This is a genomic window from Sphingobacterium sp. SG20118 (assembly GCF_044740685.1).
In the GTDB taxonomy this organism is placed as follows: Bacteria; Bacteroidota; Bacteroidia; order Sphingobacteriales; family Sphingobacteriaceae; genus Sphingobacterium.
The window spans coordinates 3,770,217-3,784,614 of record NZ_CP172826.1 but is presented as its reverse complement, the minus strand read 5'-3'; the positions used below and the strand labels follow the sequence as shown (position 1 = coordinate 3,784,614).

15 protein-coding genes and 1 pseudogene are annotated in these 14,398 nt (G+C 35.5%); 10 read left to right on the top strand and 6 right to left on the bottom strand.

Annotated elements, in window-relative coordinates; genetic code table 11:
* Nucleotides 1-50: 50 nt before the first annotated feature.
* The 5 genes and pseudogenes from ACFX5U_RS17410 to ACFX5U_RS17390 all read right to left on the bottom strand — a co-directional run bounded on the left by ACFX5U_RS17410 (nucleotide 51) and on the right by ACFX5U_RS17390 (nucleotide 3,956).
* Entirely contained in the window at nucleotides 51-899 is an 849-nt protein-coding gene (locus ACFX5U_RS17410; RefSeq protein WP_038700541.1) for a transketolase, read from the bottom strand.
* Between the two features lie 389 nt (nucleotides 900-1,288).
* Nucleotides 1,289-1,844 (bottom strand): annotated as a pseudogene (locus ACFX5U_RS17405) (NifU N-terminal domain-containing protein).
* A gap of 74 nt (nucleotides 1,845-1,918) precedes the next feature.
* Nucleotides 1,919-3,268 (bottom strand): adenylosuccinate lyase, encoded by a 1,350-nt coding sequence (gene purB, locus ACFX5U_RS17400; protein ID WP_038700535.1) that lies wholly within the window; start codon nucleotides 3,266-3,268, stop codon nucleotides 1,919-1,921.
* A gap of 125 nt (nucleotides 3,269-3,393) precedes the next feature.
* Complete coding sequence (locus ACFX5U_RS17395; RefSeq protein ID WP_038700533.1) at nucleotides 3,394-3,609, bottom strand: hypothetical protein; 216 nt, start codon at nucleotides 3,607-3,609, stop codon at nucleotides 3,394-3,396.
* 146 nt (nucleotides 3,610-3,755) lie between these two features.
* On the bottom strand, nucleotides 3,756-3,956 hold the full coding sequence (locus ACFX5U_RS17390) for a hypothetical protein (protein ID WP_038700531.1): 201 nt from the start codon (nucleotides 3,954-3,956) through the stop codon (nucleotides 3,756-3,758).
* A 244-nt stretch (nucleotides 3,957-4,200) separates the two neighbouring features.
* Here ACFX5U_RS17390 and ACFX5U_RS17385 point away from each other — a divergent pair, with 244 nt between their 5' ends.
* The 7 genes from ACFX5U_RS17385 to ACFX5U_RS17355 all read left to right on the top strand — a co-directional run bounded on the left by ACFX5U_RS17385 (nucleotide 4,201) and on the right by ACFX5U_RS17355 (nucleotide 10,142).
* Nucleotides 4,201-5,550: an acyl-CoA dehydrogenase family protein gene (locus tag ACFX5U_RS17385; RefSeq protein ID WP_280565693.1), complete on the top strand. Its 1,350-nt coding sequence runs from the start codon at nucleotides 4,201-4,203 to the stop codon at nucleotides 5,548-5,550.
* A 148-nt stretch (nucleotides 5,551-5,698) separates the two neighbouring features.
* Entirely contained in the window at nucleotides 5,699-6,316 is a 618-nt protein-coding gene (locus tag ACFX5U_RS17380; RefSeq protein ID WP_400261594.1) for a Gfo/Idh/MocA family protein, read from the top strand.
* Nucleotides 6,282-6,683 carry a hypothetical protein gene (locus tag ACFX5U_RS17375; protein ID WP_400261593.1) on the top strand — a complete coding sequence of 134 codons (402 nt, stop codon included), beginning with the start codon at nucleotides 6,282-6,284 and terminating at the stop codon, nucleotides 6,681-6,683. The genes ACFX5U_RS17380 and ACFX5U_RS17375 overlap by 35 nt, the downstream gene beginning before the upstream one ends.
* Before the next feature lie 537 nt (nucleotides 6,684-7,220).
* The gene (locus tag ACFX5U_RS17370; protein WP_280565696.1) at nucleotides 7,221-8,462 is read left to right on the top strand and encodes a glycine betaine/L-proline ABC transporter ATP-binding protein; all 1,242 of its coding nucleotides are present in this window, start codon (nucleotides 7,221-7,223) and stop codon (nucleotides 8,460-8,462) included.
* Between the two features lies 1 nt (nucleotide 8,463).
* A complete protein-coding gene (locus ACFX5U_RS17365; protein WP_400261592.1) occupies nucleotides 8,464-8,814 on the top strand; it encodes a hypothetical protein in 351 nt (116 codons plus the stop codon).
* A gap of 25 nt (nucleotides 8,815-8,839) precedes the next feature.
* The gene (locus ACFX5U_RS17360; protein ID WP_400261591.1) at nucleotides 8,840-9,292 is read left to right on the top strand and encodes an ABC transporter permease; all 453 of its coding nucleotides are present in this window, start codon (nucleotides 8,840-8,842) and stop codon (nucleotides 9,290-9,292) included.
* A gap of 94 nt (nucleotides 9,293-9,386) precedes the next feature.
* Complete coding sequence (locus ACFX5U_RS17355; RefSeq protein WP_280565698.1) at nucleotides 9,387-10,142, top strand: glycine betaine ABC transporter substrate-binding protein; 756 nt, start codon at nucleotides 9,387-9,389, stop codon at nucleotides 10,140-10,142.
* Between the two features lie 224 nt (nucleotides 10,143-10,366).
* Here ACFX5U_RS17355 and ACFX5U_RS17350 read toward each other — a convergent pair whose 3' ends face one another.
* Nucleotides 10,367-10,642, bottom strand: a complete 276-nt coding sequence (locus ACFX5U_RS17350; protein ID WP_280565700.1) for a DUF4298 domain-containing protein — start codon at nucleotides 10,640-10,642, stop codon at nucleotides 10,367-10,369.
* Nucleotides 10,643-10,983: 341 nt separating this feature from the next.
* Between ACFX5U_RS17350 and ACFX5U_RS17345 the strand changes: the two genes are divergently transcribed.
* The 3 genes from ACFX5U_RS17345 (at nucleotide 10,984) to ACFX5U_RS17335 (ending at nucleotide 14,190) form a co-directional block, all read left to right on the top strand.
* On the top strand, nucleotides 10,984-11,334 hold the full coding sequence (locus tag ACFX5U_RS17345) for an ArsC/Spx/MgsR family protein (RefSeq protein WP_400261590.1): 351 nt from the start codon (nucleotides 10,984-10,986) through the stop codon (nucleotides 11,332-11,334).
* 383 nt (nucleotides 11,335-11,717) lie between these two features.
* Entirely contained in the window at nucleotides 11,718-12,383 is a 666-nt protein-coding gene (locus ACFX5U_RS17340) for a DUF4964 domain-containing protein (RefSeq protein ID WP_400261589.1), read from the top strand.
* A 52-nt stretch (nucleotides 12,384-12,435) separates the two neighbouring features.
* The gene (locus ACFX5U_RS17335; RefSeq protein WP_400261588.1) at nucleotides 12,436-14,190 is read left to right on the top strand and encodes a glutaminase domain-containing protein; all 1,755 of its coding nucleotides are present in this window, start codon (nucleotides 12,436-12,438) and stop codon (nucleotides 14,188-14,190) included.
* Nucleotides 14,191-14,398 lie beyond the last annotated feature (208 nt).

Here is a 14,398-nt window from a genome sequence, read left to right as displayed (position 1 = left end):
ATCTTATCAAAATTTCTAAAATCTAATGGCTAATATCTATTATCTAAAAATTAATAATCGCCTAAAGTTTCTGTTAATTGACCTAAAGCAGAAGCTAATTGGTCATTGTTAGGAGCTACTCCATGCCATTTGTGAGATCCCATCATGAAGTCAACACCGTTCCCCATTTCAGTATGCAATAATATAATTACGGGTTTTCCCTTTCCTGTATGAGCTTTAGCTTCTTCAAGACCAGCAACTACAGAAGCCATATCATTACCTTTTTCTACTTCTAATACATCCCAACCGAAAGCTTCCCATTTAGCACGAAGATCTCCTAAAGAAAGTACTTGATCTGTAGAACCATCTATTTGAGCACGGTTGTAATCAACTGTTGCAATTAGATTGTCAATTTTATTATGAGGAGCATACATTGCTGCTTCCCAAACCTGACCTTCTTGCAATTCGCCATCTCCCATTAAAACATAAACAAGGTTTGAATCTTTGTTTAATTTTTTTGCTTGAGCAGCACCAATTCCAGCAGAAAGTCCCTGACCTAATGAACCAGATGCAATACGAATACCAGGAAGGTTATCGTGAGTTGTCGGGTGCCCTTGAAGACGAGTGTTGATTTTTCTAAAAGTTGCCAACTCACTTACTTCAAAGTATCCTGCACGAGCAAGGGTACTGTAAAAAACTGGTGAAATGTGACCATTTGATAAGAAAAATAAATCTTCTCCGATGCCATCCATATTGAAAGATGGATTATGTTTCATCGTATTGAAATAAAGGGCTACAAAGTAATCCGTACAACCTAATGAACCACCTGGGTGGCCAGATTGACAAGCATGTACCATACGTACGATGTCACGTCTTACTTGTGATGCAATTTGTTCTAGTTTATTGATATCTGCACTCATTTTATTATATTGATTTCACAATTAGCCGTAAAGTTAGTCATTTTTAACAGAGTGGGGGTATAAAATGTAAATTTTAAAGTCAAAATAACTATTCAAAATAGACTTTGATAGGGTCTCATTTAGAATACAATTGTTTTCTCTTATATTATTTTTGTAAAATAATATAAGAGTACTTATTATCTACGGTTTGTATGGGATAAAACAGGATATCAGCTTATGATATATTATCAGTTTAAGATCATTATTATCTATAGAATTTGCAATTGAGCAATTGAAACTAAAGGCAAGTCTACTCTTATAGAAAGTTATTTGGTGTCTGTTAAATTTGTTTATAAAAAATAAAGGCCATCCAACATGGACGGCCTTTATTTTTTATAAAATATCTTGACTTACATCGCTTCCGCTACAACTTCTACAACTTCTGGAACCATGCGTTTCATTAAACCTTCAATACCAGATTTTAAAGTAATACTGGAAGAAGGACAGCCACTGCATGAAACCACGTAGTTCTACAGTCACGGTACCATCATTAAAAGATTTGTAAGCAATTGCTCCACCATCTTGCTCTACAGCAGGGCGTACATAGTCATGTAAAACTTGTTGAATTTTAATTTCAACCTCTGTACCTTCAAAAGCCACTTCTTCCGTATGTTCAATAGGTTTTACAGCAAGCTCAGATTCGATAGCACCCTTAATAAAGTCTTTTAAAAGCGCTTCGATATCGCTCCATTCAGCATCCTCACTTTTTGTGATTGTCACAAAGTTACTTGCGAAAAATACACCATTTACAAAATTGAATTTAAATAATTCTTTTGCAAAGGCAGATTCTTGTGCTTTATCCTTATCTGCATAATCCAAACTACCGTTGATCAATAACTTATTGACCAAAAATTTCATCGTAGATGGATTTGGAGTGGATTCTGTATATACGTTAATTGTTGCCATATTAATCTGTGTCTATTTCAAATAACAAATATAAGCTAAATATCAGTTGATATTAGTCATTAAAGCGTAAAAGCTTAAAGTGTTACACCCGTATAGTTAGACGGAGTGATTGATTTTAATTCCGCTTTTATTTTATCAGTAACATTTAAATTGTTGACAAATTCAGCAATCGTTTCTTCCGTTACATGCGTATTTGTACGTGTTAAATCTTTCAGAGCCTCATAAGGTTTAGGATACCCCTCTCTTCTCAGCACTGTTTGAATCGCTTCCGCAACAACAGCCCAATTGTTATTTAAATCTGCTTTTAGGGCATTTTCATTCAAAATCAATTTATTTAGACCTCTTAACGTTGATTTGATGGCAATAAGTGTATGTGCAAAGGGAACGCCTATATTTCGGAGTACAGTTGAATCTGTTAAATCACGTTGTAAACGTGAGATAGGTAGTTTTGCAGCTAAATGTTCAAATAGTGCATTTGCGATTCCTAAATTTCCTTCCGCATTTTCAAAATCAATTGGATTGACCTTATGTGGCATTGCAGAAGAACCAATTTGTCCAGCAGTTATTTTTTGCTTAAAGTACTCCATTGAAACGTATGTCCAGATGTCGCGACATAAATCGATTAAAATCGTATTAATGCGTTTGAATGCATCGCAACTAGCAGCAAAATTATCGTAATGCTCAATTTGAGTAGTTGTTTGTGAACGGTTTAATCCTAGAGATTCATTAACAAATTTATTTCCAAAATCGACCCAATCCGTCTGAGGATATGCTACATGATGTGCATTGAAGTTACCTGTGGCACCGCCAAATTTTGCAGAATATGGTATCGCATTCAATTGTTCAAATTGGCGTTGTAAACGTTCTACAAAAACCTTGATTTCTTTACCTAATCGAGTTGGAGAGGCGGGTTGCCCATGCGTACGTGCCAACATCGATACATGAGACCACTCTGAAGATAATGTCGTTAATCTGTTTATCAACTCTTCAATCGCAGGGGTATAGACATCTGCAACAGCAGCTTTCCAAGAATATGGTATTGCTGTATTGTTGATATCTTGAGAGGTTAAACCAAAATGAATAAATTCTAAGGAATCATGTAGGCCAAGTTTTTCGAATTGATCTTTCAAAAAATATTCAACTGCTTTTACATCATGGTTGGTAACCTTTTCAGTATTTTTAATCCAAATAGCATCCTCTTCTGTAAAATTTCTATAAATATCGCGTAGTTTTTCATTAAGAGATCCATCAAAATGACCTAACTGTTCAATTCCTGATTGTGAAAGGGCAATGAAATATTCAACTTCTACTAAAACTCTGTGTTTGATTAACGCAAATTCTGAAAAATAAGCCGCTAATTCTTGAGTTGCGTTATAATAACGACCGTCTACTGGAGATACGGCGGTGAGCGATGATAAGGCCATAATACGTTTTTGTTTATGCAAAGGTAGAAAATTGCACGCAGCTTATCAATTTAATCAGACGTATATAACAAAAAAAAGCCCCAAAACTTGGGGCTTTTATATTTTTTAAAATCAGTTTCCTGAAATTAGTTAGCTTTTGCTGAATCAATAGCAACGTTAGCTGAATCAACTACAGTTTTAGCTGAATCGATAGCTACATTAGCTGAATCGATAACTGCGTTAGCTGAATCGATAGCTGTTGAATCAGAAGAAGTTTCTGATTTGTTTGCAGTACCATTACAAGAAGCGAAAGCTACAGTTAAAGCTAATCCTAAGAAAGCGAATTTGAATGAATTTTTCATTTTGATTTTATTAAATTTTATTAAATTTCTTTATTCATAGGTTTATACCTTAAATATGAAAAGGTAACCCATTTATTTTATTTTTTTTTTGAATTAAATAACACATTGTGAAAATGTAAGTATTTAGTTCATTATCAGTACTAAAATTATTTAGTAACAGTTGTGTCAACATTTATTGCAGCCGAATCAACTGTAGTTAAAGTTGAATCAATTGCTGTTTCTGTAGAGTCAACTAGATTAGCAGTCGAATCATCAGTAGTATTCGTTTTAGTTTCAGCACCACCACATGAAGCGAAAGCTACTGTTAAAGCTAATCCTAAGAAAGCGAATTTGAATGTGTTTTTCATTTTGATTTTTCTAAATTAATGGAAACAAAATTGTTATTATACTTATTAATACTTGAAATGTTAAAAGGTAACCTTAAGAAATAAAATATTATCAAGTTTTATTTTTTCAATTTGGTAGCCAGTGATTTATGGTTTGTTTTTCTTTTATTGTTCTAATTGATAGTTGCTGATTTTAGCACTTTACCCAATAAAAAATGTATCTTGAAGAGGAAAATTGTAAATAATTAAACTAAAGAATGAAACTATGTTTGATAAAATTAGAAGCATATTGAAATTACTGAAAACAGTTGATTTAGAAAAATTGCAACAGGTTTCTCAAAAAGTTGATTTAGGTCAGGTCCTACATGCGGTATCCAAAATGGATGATAACCAACTGAAGGGAGCTATGAAATTACTCACTGCAACGGGTAAGCAAAAAGAATTACCTCCTATAAACGGGGATTTTTATCATGTGGAATCGAAATTATCACCAGAAGACCGGTTGACACAATTGAAAGTTCGCGAATTTATGGAGAAAGAAATCAGCCCAATTGTTAATAATTATTGGCTGAGAGATGAATTTCCTTTTGAAATTATTGAAAAATTTGCAGCATTAAATATCTGTGGATATACATATGAAGGATATGGGTGTGCAGGAGGAAGTTCTTTGATGGAGGGTGTAATTGCTGCGGAAATCGCGCGTGTGGATGCCTCAATTGCTACTTTTTTCGGTGTCCAAAGTGGCTTAGCTATGGGGTCAATATATTTATGTGGATCCGCTGAACAAAAAGAAGAATGGTTGCCTCGTATGCAGCAGATGAAAGTAATTGGTGCTTTCGGGTTGACGGAACCTGAGGTAGGATCTGGAGCTGCGGGAGGGTTGACCTGTACGTGTAAAAAGACAGCGAGAGGTTGGGTGTTAAATGGACAGAAAAAGTGGATCGGCAATGCTACATTTTCAGATATAACTATTATATGGGCACGAGATCTTGATGATGGACAAGTTAAAGGATTCATCGTACGAAAAGAAAATACTGGTTTTGCTGTTGAAAAGATTAAGGGCAAAATGGCATTACGTATCGTTCAAAATGGATTAATCACCCTCACTGATTGTTTAGTTACAGAATCTGATCGATTACAAAATGCAAATAGCTTTAAAGATACTGCAAAAGTCTTGCAGATGACTCGGGCAGGAGTAGCATGGATGGCGGTCGGTTGTGCCAGAGGGGCATATGAGAATGCTTTAGATTATACAAGAAAAAGGAAACAGTTTGGCAAACCAATTGCTTCGTTTCAATTGATTCAAAATCACTTGGTTGAGATGTTGTCAAATTTGACAGCAATGCAAACTTTGGTTTATCGCTTATCCGAATTACAAGATAATGGCGAGTTGAAAGATGAGCATGCTTCATTAGCTAAAGTTTTTTGCTCCTTACGAACTAGAGATATTGTATCAAAGGCTAGAGAAGTGATGGGTGGAAATGGAATTTTATTGGAATATAACGTTGCACGTTTTTTAGCTGATGCCGAAGCCATTTATTCTTACGAAGGTACTAAAGAGATTAACTCGTTAATAGTGGGCAGAAGTATTACTGGTTTTAGCGCATTTGTTTAATATTCAAGTAAATTAAAAGTACGGAGATGCTATTAATATTTCATTTAATAGTTTGAACAAAAATGAATGGACGTTAAGAAGAACTGTTATGAAATTAAATAATAGCAGATCTTGGGTAATCTTACGCTTTAAATTCTGATAATTATATATGAACGATAAAAAAATATTTTGGGGAATTATTGGTTGTGGAGACGTTACTGAACAGAAGAGTGGTCCAGCATTTAATAAAATAAAGGATAGTAAGCTTTTGGCCGTAATGCGTAGAAATGCTGACAAGGCAGCTGATTATGCCCACCGCCATCAAGTGGAATTTTGGTATTCAGATGCGGATAGTTTGTTAAGTAACCCATTAGTCAATGCGATTTATATTGCGACTCCACCTTCTTCACATCTTGAATATGCAATACGTGCTCTAAAACTAGGTAAAGCTGTTTATGTCGAAAAACCTGTTACTATCAATGCCAGAGAAGCTACGTTATTAGGAAAAGCTGTTCATCAATATAATGGTAAACTTGTAGTGGCACATTACAGAAGGAAACTTCCTATGTTTTTGAAAATCAAAAAAATGATTGATGAAGGCGTGATAGGTACCATCCGTATAGTTACGTTGCGACTATGGCAGAATAGGACCCATACCTTGACTACAAAGGAAGAAGTCGGTTGGAGGACTAATGCTGAAATATCGGGTGGGGGATATTTCTTAGACCTTTCCCCCCCATCAATTGGATTTGATGCTTTATTTCTTTGGCCCTCCTTTATCTTATAGTGGTTTTAGTCAGATACAGGTTTCTAACCAGCAGGTTGCAGACCAAACTACGGGTACTATTTTATTCGACAACAAAATCTTATTTAATGGTAGTTGGTGTTTTAATGTTGCTAAACAAGACGAAATCGACTGCTGTGAAATTATAGGAGATTCGGGGAGCTTGAGGTTTTCCATATTTGGAAATAAGCTGATTATAAAAAATGAGAACGGAGAACAGGAATTTTCCTTTACTCATCCTGAAAATATTGAATACCCTATGATAAGGAGTGCAGTGAATTATTTTTTGGATAGCGAGTCAAATCCTTCTTCAATAGAGGAAGCTATCATTTTAATGAAAATCATAGATAATTTTGCTAAGGTTATTTGATGTTCACTTTTAATGCTTTTATTGACCAAGGTAATCGTTGATTTTCGATTATGAAAGGCAGTCCTATTGTATGTAATTCAATGTGATGAAGTGTTACTTTTTGTATTAACTCGTTGGTTATTAGTGTTTTTTTAGCGACTCTGTCTCACAGTGTCTTAGCTCATCTTTAAGGGCTTAAATTTATTTTTACTACCTTTGTCCTGTCGTTAGACACGGAGGCATGAGTTTGTTCCGTTATTGTTAAGCTCTTTTTTGGAGCATTATCTAAGTTCTTCGCTATATACTTGTCAAAGTATACTGGAGATGTTTTTTAATATCTCATCTTATAAAAGATTTTTTCTTTTTCATGATTTTTCTTCCTCGTACTGGGAATAAATTGAGTTAAATTATTAAGTGGATTGAACAAAAGTTAGATTTTCGGTCGAACTATTTCAACATTATGGGATATTTTATGTTATGCAATAACATGGGTGTCTTATCTGTTGATTATGCCATATGTGAAATGACGATTCATTTAAGTTTAAATAAATTTTAAAGATGGATAATAGTAGAAAAGTTAAGATAAAAGTCGAAGACTTAACCATTGTTTTCGGTAAGCAGAAAAAGCAAGCACTTAAATTACTGGATGAAGGTTATTCAAAGAAAACTATTCTAGAAAAAACGGGATGTACAATAGGTATCAATAAAGCTAATTTTGAAATCTATGAGGGCGAATTTTTTGTTATCATGGGACTGTCCGGTAGTGGTAAGTCTACTTTGTTACGCTGTTTGAACCGCTTGAACGAACCGACCATGGGTAAAGTTTTTATCAATGACGATGATATTACGAGTAAGAATAATAAGGAGCTTTTGCAAGTAAGAAGAACTGAAATGAGCATGGTTTTTCAAAAGTTTGGTTTGCTTCCCCATCATACAGTCTTGAATAATGCAGCTTTTGGTTTAGAAATCAGGGGGGAGGATAAAGAAACAAGAGAAGCTAAGGCTCAAAGTGCTCTTGAAATTGTAGGATTAAGCGGGTTTGAACAACAATTTCCATCCCAGCTTTCAGGCGGTATGCAGCAACGCGTAGGATTGGCCCGAGCTTTAGCAAATGACCCCGAGGTCTTACTCATGGATGAAGCTTTTTCGGCATTAGATCCTTTGATTAAATCCGAAATGCAAGATCAGTTACTTGACCTACAAGATACTTTGCAGAAAACAATTGTTTTCATAACCCACGATTTGGATGAAGCAATCAAGTTAGGTGATCGTATCGTAATTATGAAAGACGGTGTTATTGAGCAAATAGGTAGAGCAGAGGATATCTTGACAAACCCGGCAAGTGATTATGTGAAAGCTTTTGTAGATAAAGTAGATCGTAAATCTATCATCACAGCGGGTTCACTGATGTTTGAAAAATTAACAGTCGTACGTTTTAAAAAGGATGGACCTGAAGGTGCACTTCGTAAAATGCGATCCACAGGGATGGATATTCTACCCGTTGTAGATGTACATGATACATTTTTGGGCTTTGTAAATATTAATGAGGTTATTCAATCGGCGAAACGCAAAGAGCCAACAGTAGCCTCTATTATTCATTCGAATGTACCCTCAGTTTTTAAAGATGTAACAGTTGAGGAAATGTTGCCTTTGATTTCAGAAACTAAATCTCCGATTGCAGTCGTCAATGATCAGAACAGACTGTTGGGAATAGTGACGCAAACATCGCTCATTATCGAAGCAACTAGATTTAATGAAGAGGAAATTAACGAATTAAAAGAAAAAGCAAATAATCAATAAAATGAGTAAAGTAATAGATATAGGTCAGTATATAGAGGTACTTGTCAATTGGTTGACAGATAACTTGAAACCGTTGTTCGATGTTATTAAGAACACGGGGAATTCTTCCATTCTGGGGATTGAATGGGTACTCTTAGCCATTCCATTTTTCATAGTAATAGCTCTTTTTACCAGCCTAGCGTGGTGGAAATCAGGTAAAGGTGTGGCAGTAACCACATTGGTGGGGTTGACATTGATTTACTTGATGGGATTTTGGCGGGAAACTATGGAGACTCTAGCCCTTGTCTTGGTAGCAACCTTGACAGCTTTGGTTGCTTCAGTTTCCACTAGGGATATGGGCTGCGAAGAATAAACTTGCTGCTAAAATTATCCGCCCAATGCTAGATTTAATGCAAACAATGCCCGCTTTTGTATATTTGATACCAGCGGTATTATTTTTTAGTATCGGAAAAGTACCTGGGGCATTTGCAACGATTATTTTCGCGATGCCACCAGCAGTTCGCTTGACTACTTTGGGAATAGAAGCTGTGCCGAAAGACATAGTAGAGGCCGCCCGTGCTTTTGGTGCCACCAATAGGCAAATTTTATTTAAAGTTGAATTACCATTGGCGACCAAAACTATTTTAGCAGGAATAAACCAGACCATATTATTATCGCTATCGATGGTCGTTATAGCTGGAATGATTGCTGCAGGAGGTTTAGGTGAGAAGGTTCTTGAAGGAATTAACAACTTAGATATAGGTCTTGGTTTTGAAAGTGGTTTATCTGTTGTGATTTTAGCAATTATTCTGGATCGGATAACTCAGGGTTTTGTTAAGAATAAAAAATAACATGAGAAAATTAAAAATAGTATTGATATGGAGCGTAATTTTTCTGCTAAGTGCATGTAGTCCTGTCAAGGATAGAAAATACATTAACGTTGGAATGGTTGACGGGTGGGCAGAAGGTGTCGCTATGACTTATGTGGCCAAAGCGGTTCTCGAAGAGTTGGACTACCATGTCGTGATTCAGAGGGCGACTCCAGATATGATATTAGCTTCCATGAATAATGGGGATACAGATCTTTATATGGATGTCTGGCTTCCATTAACTCATGGTGATAAAATTGCTAAATTCCCAAATCTTGTAGAATTGGGAACTAGTTATGATCACGCGAAGAATGGACTTGTAGTACCAGATTATGTTACGATTGATGCAATTGAAGAATTAAAAGAACATGAGGTCCAATTTAAAAAGCAGATTATTGGAATCGAAAAGGGTGCGGGTATTACTGCAGCAGTGGATCGGACGATAGAAGAGTATGGTTTGAATTACAGGCAGGTGAATTCATCTACTGTGGCTATGATTACTGAATTGCAAAATGCAATTAAGGAGCGTCGTTGGATTGTAGTTGCTGGTTGGCAGCCACATTGGATGTTTGGTAAGATGAAATTGAAGTTTTTGGAAGATTCAAAAAAATCTTTAGGAACGACAGAGCAAATTAAAATTTACTCAAGGAAAGAGTTTCCTCTTGATCAGCCTGAACTCACACATTTCTTTTCGCATGTTCATTTTGAACTTGAAACAATGTCCGATTTGTTAACGAAAATGGAAGCCAGCAAGGATAAAGAGGCGACGGCTAAAATTTGGGTTGATGAAAATAGATCTTTAGTCAACGAATGGCTGAAGGGCGAATCTTAAAGTAGAAGTAAAATATATAAAGTTCAAATCATAAAAATAGTTTGGACTTTATATATTTTATGACCTTCAAGCGCGCCTGGCATTCAGTAAGTTTTCCTTCCTCAATCCAATGGAAAGTTCCTTTTTCAATTTAAATATTGTGCAGCTAATGAAATGCTTTAGTAATTCTATTAGTTTTTGTCAGTGAGTTTATTGCGAATCTATAATTTGACAAGGCAGAATTATCAATTATCTAAAATATTTGCTGCAGTTTTTATGAGCTGTATAGCTAAACTATGTTGTTCTACCATCAGATTATAAATAGCATCTTCGCTTAATACACCACAGCGCACATCAGAAGGTATGGTGCCTTGGTCATATGCTTCGACATCATCTCTCCATACGCTACTATTGTAATAAGAGATCAATTCTTGGAAATCAATTTGTGCACCTGCCCATTTTTCACGCATTTTTTCGACTTCTGTAACAAGTTCTTGTAGTTTATTTAAATGGTCTTCCATTTTTATAATATTATCTATTCTTTCTTTCATGATAAGGATGGGTTGCGATAATGTCAATTGAATAATTTTATGAATGCTAAGTTGATGTGGTGAATATAAGGAAGACTTTTATCAAAAGCCCCACGCGTGATAGCTTGTAATTTCAAAGTTTCATTTCTCATTTTTTATGTTTTGTTCATTTTTATATTATTGTTGTTAATAGAATAGAACATATAAAAGAATTGTTTAGAAAAAGTAGTCGATTAGTTTTTAAATTAGCATATCACAGCTTCATAACTGTTAATATGTAGCATTGCTTGTAATTGCTACGATTTAATTTTTAAGATTATTAAATAGGAATCATGATAAAGATCTATCATAACAAAATGTGCAGTAAAAGTTGTGCTGTACTGGATTTACTGCAAGAACATCAGTTGGACCTGCAGATACAGGAATACATCCATGATGTTCCTACAAAAGATGAATTGCTTGAATTGTTGACTTTACTCAAGCTAAAACCACTGGAGTTGATCCGTCATCATGAGCCTCTATTTCAGGAAAAGTACACGGATATGCCATTAACTGATGAAGAGTGGGTGGATATTATGTTAGAAAACCCTATACTTATTGAGCGTCCTATTGTCGTAAAGGGAGGGAAAGCAGTTATTGGGCGACCAATAGAAAAAGTAATTAATTTATTAAAGGGAGAGTAATGGATATTAAGAACCCTCCTTATACGTTTTTATAGTGATTTCTTTCTTCAGAAATTATAGGGTTCGCTTAATTTTAATCGCATCCAAAGTTCAATAAATTTGTGTGATTAAGCAATTCTTATTTGATGAGTCATTACCTATAACTTCAGGCTGATTGTCGTCAACCTCTAAATGAAAGTAATTGTTTCGCATTTATAACTTGATAAGAATTGAGCATAAAATGATACGGAGTGTCTGTTGATTCTAAAATATTAGAACTTAATTTGGTGTTTAGAAACAAACTTAAATTGTATAAACTTAAAAATTAATGCAGATGCTCGTATTGGTAAGATTATCGTCCATCTTGATATTATGTTGAAACCTTTCAAAACCCGATTAATGCTATGAACAAACGTAAAAAAATGAACGCATGGGGTTTACTATGCTGTTTAATGACGACTGTCTTTCAACTCCAGGCGCAGGATAGAAAAGCACCCGCATACCCGCTAATTACTCATAATCCCAATTTTAGTATCTGGTCGACTACCGATCAATTGAATGCATCCACCACCCAACATTGGACAGGTGCGGATCATTCCTTATTGGGATTGATTAATATCGATGGAAACATTTACCGCTTCCTAGGCAAAGAAGAACCTAATTATAAAACGATTCTCAGCACATCTGAAGACAAACCTTATTCTGTTCAATATACTGAAACTAAGCCGAACAGTGAGTGGTCCTCTCTTGGTTATAAAGCAAATGATTGGAAATCTGGCACATCACCTATAGGTGATGATGAAAAAAATGTAAAAACTCTATGGAAGTCAGATGATATCTGGGTAAGGCGTACATTCAATATTGCCAATCCAGCCAATATCAATGAACTTTTTTTAAAAATGAACCATGACGACAATATCGTGGTGTTTCTGAATGGAAAAAAGGTATATGAGAAAACTGGTTGGACGAATAGTTTTCAATATTTACCGATTAATAAAGCTGATTTGAAAGTAGGAGAAAATGTGATTGCTATAAAATTAGCGAATACTGCTGGAGGGCGGTTTCCTTGATTTTGGCTTAGTTGATAGGTTGAAAGAAACTGGCCCCAAAATACAAGCGGCTGTGCAGAAAAATGTAGAAGTTACTGCCACTCAAACGATATATAACTTTGAAGCTGGTAAAGTCAATTTGAAACTTACCTTCACTTCACCATTGCTTATGGATGATTTAAATTTATTGTCGAGACCAGTTTCTTACATTACTTATAGTGTAAAGGCTAATGACGGAAAAAAACATGCCGTAAAAGTATTGCTAGGTGCATCATCAAATATTGCAGTATATAATCCTGCTCAAGAAGTAACGGCGGAGAAATATACAACCGATAAATTATCCATATTAAAAACAGGTACCACTGAACAGCCAGTTTTACAAAAAGGTGCGGATGATATGCGTATCGACTGGGGATACTTTTATGTAGCTGCACCAAAAGTATTTGGCGCCGAACAATTTATAACTCCGCTAGCATCTGCTATTGATCATTTTAGAAAAGGATCTAGCCTTTCTACAGCATCTAAAGGTTATTCATTATCATTGAATACGGTTATTCCTTTTGGTACAGTTGGCAATCTCGAAGTGGAGCGTTTCATTGAGTTAGGATATGATGAAATATACGCTGTTCAATATTTTAAAAGTAATCTAAGACCTTGGTGGAATAACTCAGGAAAAGAGACCATGGAAAATCAACTCGCTATAGCAGCTCGCGAATATCAATCTGTTATGAACAAATGCAGTGCATTTGATAAAGAGGTCTATAGCGATGCAGTTAAATCGGGGGGGCATGAATATGCGCACCTGACGGCATTGGCTTATCGTCAGAGTATTGCTGCTCATACATTAGTACAGAGTTCAAAACACGAATTATTATGGTTATCAAAGGAGAATAATAGTGGTGGTTTTATTAACACGGTAGACGTCACATATCCCTCAGCTCCATTATATCTTATCTACAACCCTGAATTATTAAAGGGAATGTTGAATGGTATATTCTACTTCAGCGAAAGTGGTCAATACCCGCACCCGTGGGCAGCACATGATTTGGGTACCTATCCTTTGGCAAATGGTCAAACATATGGCGAACCTATGCCAGTTGAGGAATCGGGTAATATGATTATTTTGACAGCAGCCATTACGAAAGTGCAACATGATGCCAGCTATGCTAAGAAACACTGGAAAACACTTACCACTTGGGTTAACTATCTTGTCCAGGAGGGATTTGACCCCAAAACCCAATTGTGTACTGATGACTTTGCAGGTCATTTGGCACGTAATGCCAACCTTTCAGTAAAAGCGATTGTAGCCATTGCCAGTTATGCGCAAATGGCTGAGGAGCTAGGTGAAACTGAAACAGCTAAGGAATACCGAGCAATTGCCGAAGGAATGGTTCCGAAATGGATTGAATTGACCGATGCAGGTGATCACTATGCGCTTACATTCGATGATAAAAATACGTGGAGTCAAAAATATAACTTAATTTGGGATAAGGTATTAGGATTGAATTTATTTCCACAGAAAGTCTATGATACCGAAATCAAATATTATCTAACAAAGCAAAATAAATTTGGTATACCGTTGGATAGTAGAAAGGCATATACAAAAAATGATTGGATTTTGTGGACAGCAACCCTTGCCCCAACAAGTCAAGAGTTTGAAGCCTTGGTGAAACCCGTTTACAGACATGCAGTTGAGACCGAATCACGAGTGCCACTTAATGATTTTTACGATTCAAATACAGGAATTCGTGAAAACTTTAAGGCTCGTAGTGTGGTAGGTGGTTTCTATATGAAACTCTTATCTGATAAGCTTCAGATGAATAATTAAATGGCAACATCATTATCAAAAAGTAATTAAATCGTTCGATTAAAAAATAGCGCTTAACAAGAAACGGGACCTTTGGTCCCGTTTCTTGTTAATTCAAAAAAACTAACTTATCCAAATGGGTTGATAGATCGTCTATGCAAGGTATAAGATATTAATACCTATTCCTTTACTGCTAACTTCACAATAATTCATCTAGAACAAGATATAT

Excerpts from the sequence above, each read along its gene's own strand:
- ACFX5U_RS17360 (WP_400261591.1), top strand. The coding sequence starts at position 8,840 with ATGCTAGATTTAATGCAAACAATGCCCGCTTTTGTATATTTGATACCA.
- ACFX5U_RS17355 (WP_280565698.1), top strand. The coding sequence starts at position 9,387 with ATGGTTGACGGGTGGGCAGAAGGTGTCGCTATGACTTATGTGGCCAAA.
- ACFX5U_RS17370 (WP_280565696.1), top strand. The coding sequence starts at position 7,221 with ATGGATAATAGTAGAAAAGTTAAGATAAAAGTCGAAGACTTAACCATT.
- ACFX5U_RS17345 (WP_400261590.1), top strand. The coding sequence starts at position 10,984 with ATGATAAAGATCTATCATAACAAAATGTGCAGTAAAAGTTGTGCTGTA.
- ACFX5U_RS17390 (WP_038700531.1), bottom strand. The coding sequence starts at position 3,956 with ATGAAAAACACATTCAAATTCGCTTTCTTAGGATTAGCTTTAACAGTA.
- ACFX5U_RS17375 (WP_400261593.1), top strand. The coding sequence starts at position 6,282 with ATGCTTTATTTCTTTGGCCCTCCTTTATCTTATAGTGGTTTTAGTCAG.
- ACFX5U_RS17365 (WP_400261592.1), top strand. The coding sequence starts at position 8,464 with ATGAGTAAAGTAATAGATATAGGTCAGTATATAGAGGTACTTGTCAAT.
- ACFX5U_RS17350 (WP_280565700.1), bottom strand. The coding sequence starts at position 10,642 with ATGGAAGACCATTTAAATAAACTACAAGAACTTGTTACAGAAGTCGAA.
- ACFX5U_RS17340 (WP_400261589.1), top strand. The coding sequence starts at position 11,718 with ATGAACAAACGTAAAAAAATGAACGCATGGGGTTTACTATGCTGTTTA.
- ACFX5U_RS17380 (WP_400261594.1), top strand. The coding sequence starts at position 5,699 with ATGAACGATAAAAAAATATTTTGGGGAATTATTGGTTGTGGAGACGTT.
- purB (WP_038700535.1), bottom strand. The coding sequence starts at position 3,268 with ATGGCCTTATCATCGCTCACCGCCGTATCTCCAGTAGACGGTCGTTAT.
- ACFX5U_RS17410 (WP_038700541.1), bottom strand. The coding sequence starts at position 899 with ATGAGTGCAGATATCAATAAACTAGAACAAATTGCATCACAAGTAAGA.
- ACFX5U_RS17385 (WP_280565693.1), top strand. The coding sequence starts at position 4,201 with ATGTTTGATAAAATTAGAAGCATATTGAAATTACTGAAAACAGTTGAT.
- ACFX5U_RS17395 (WP_038700533.1), bottom strand. The coding sequence starts at position 3,609 with ATGAAAAATTCATTCAAATTCGCTTTCTTAGGATTAGCTTTAACTGTA.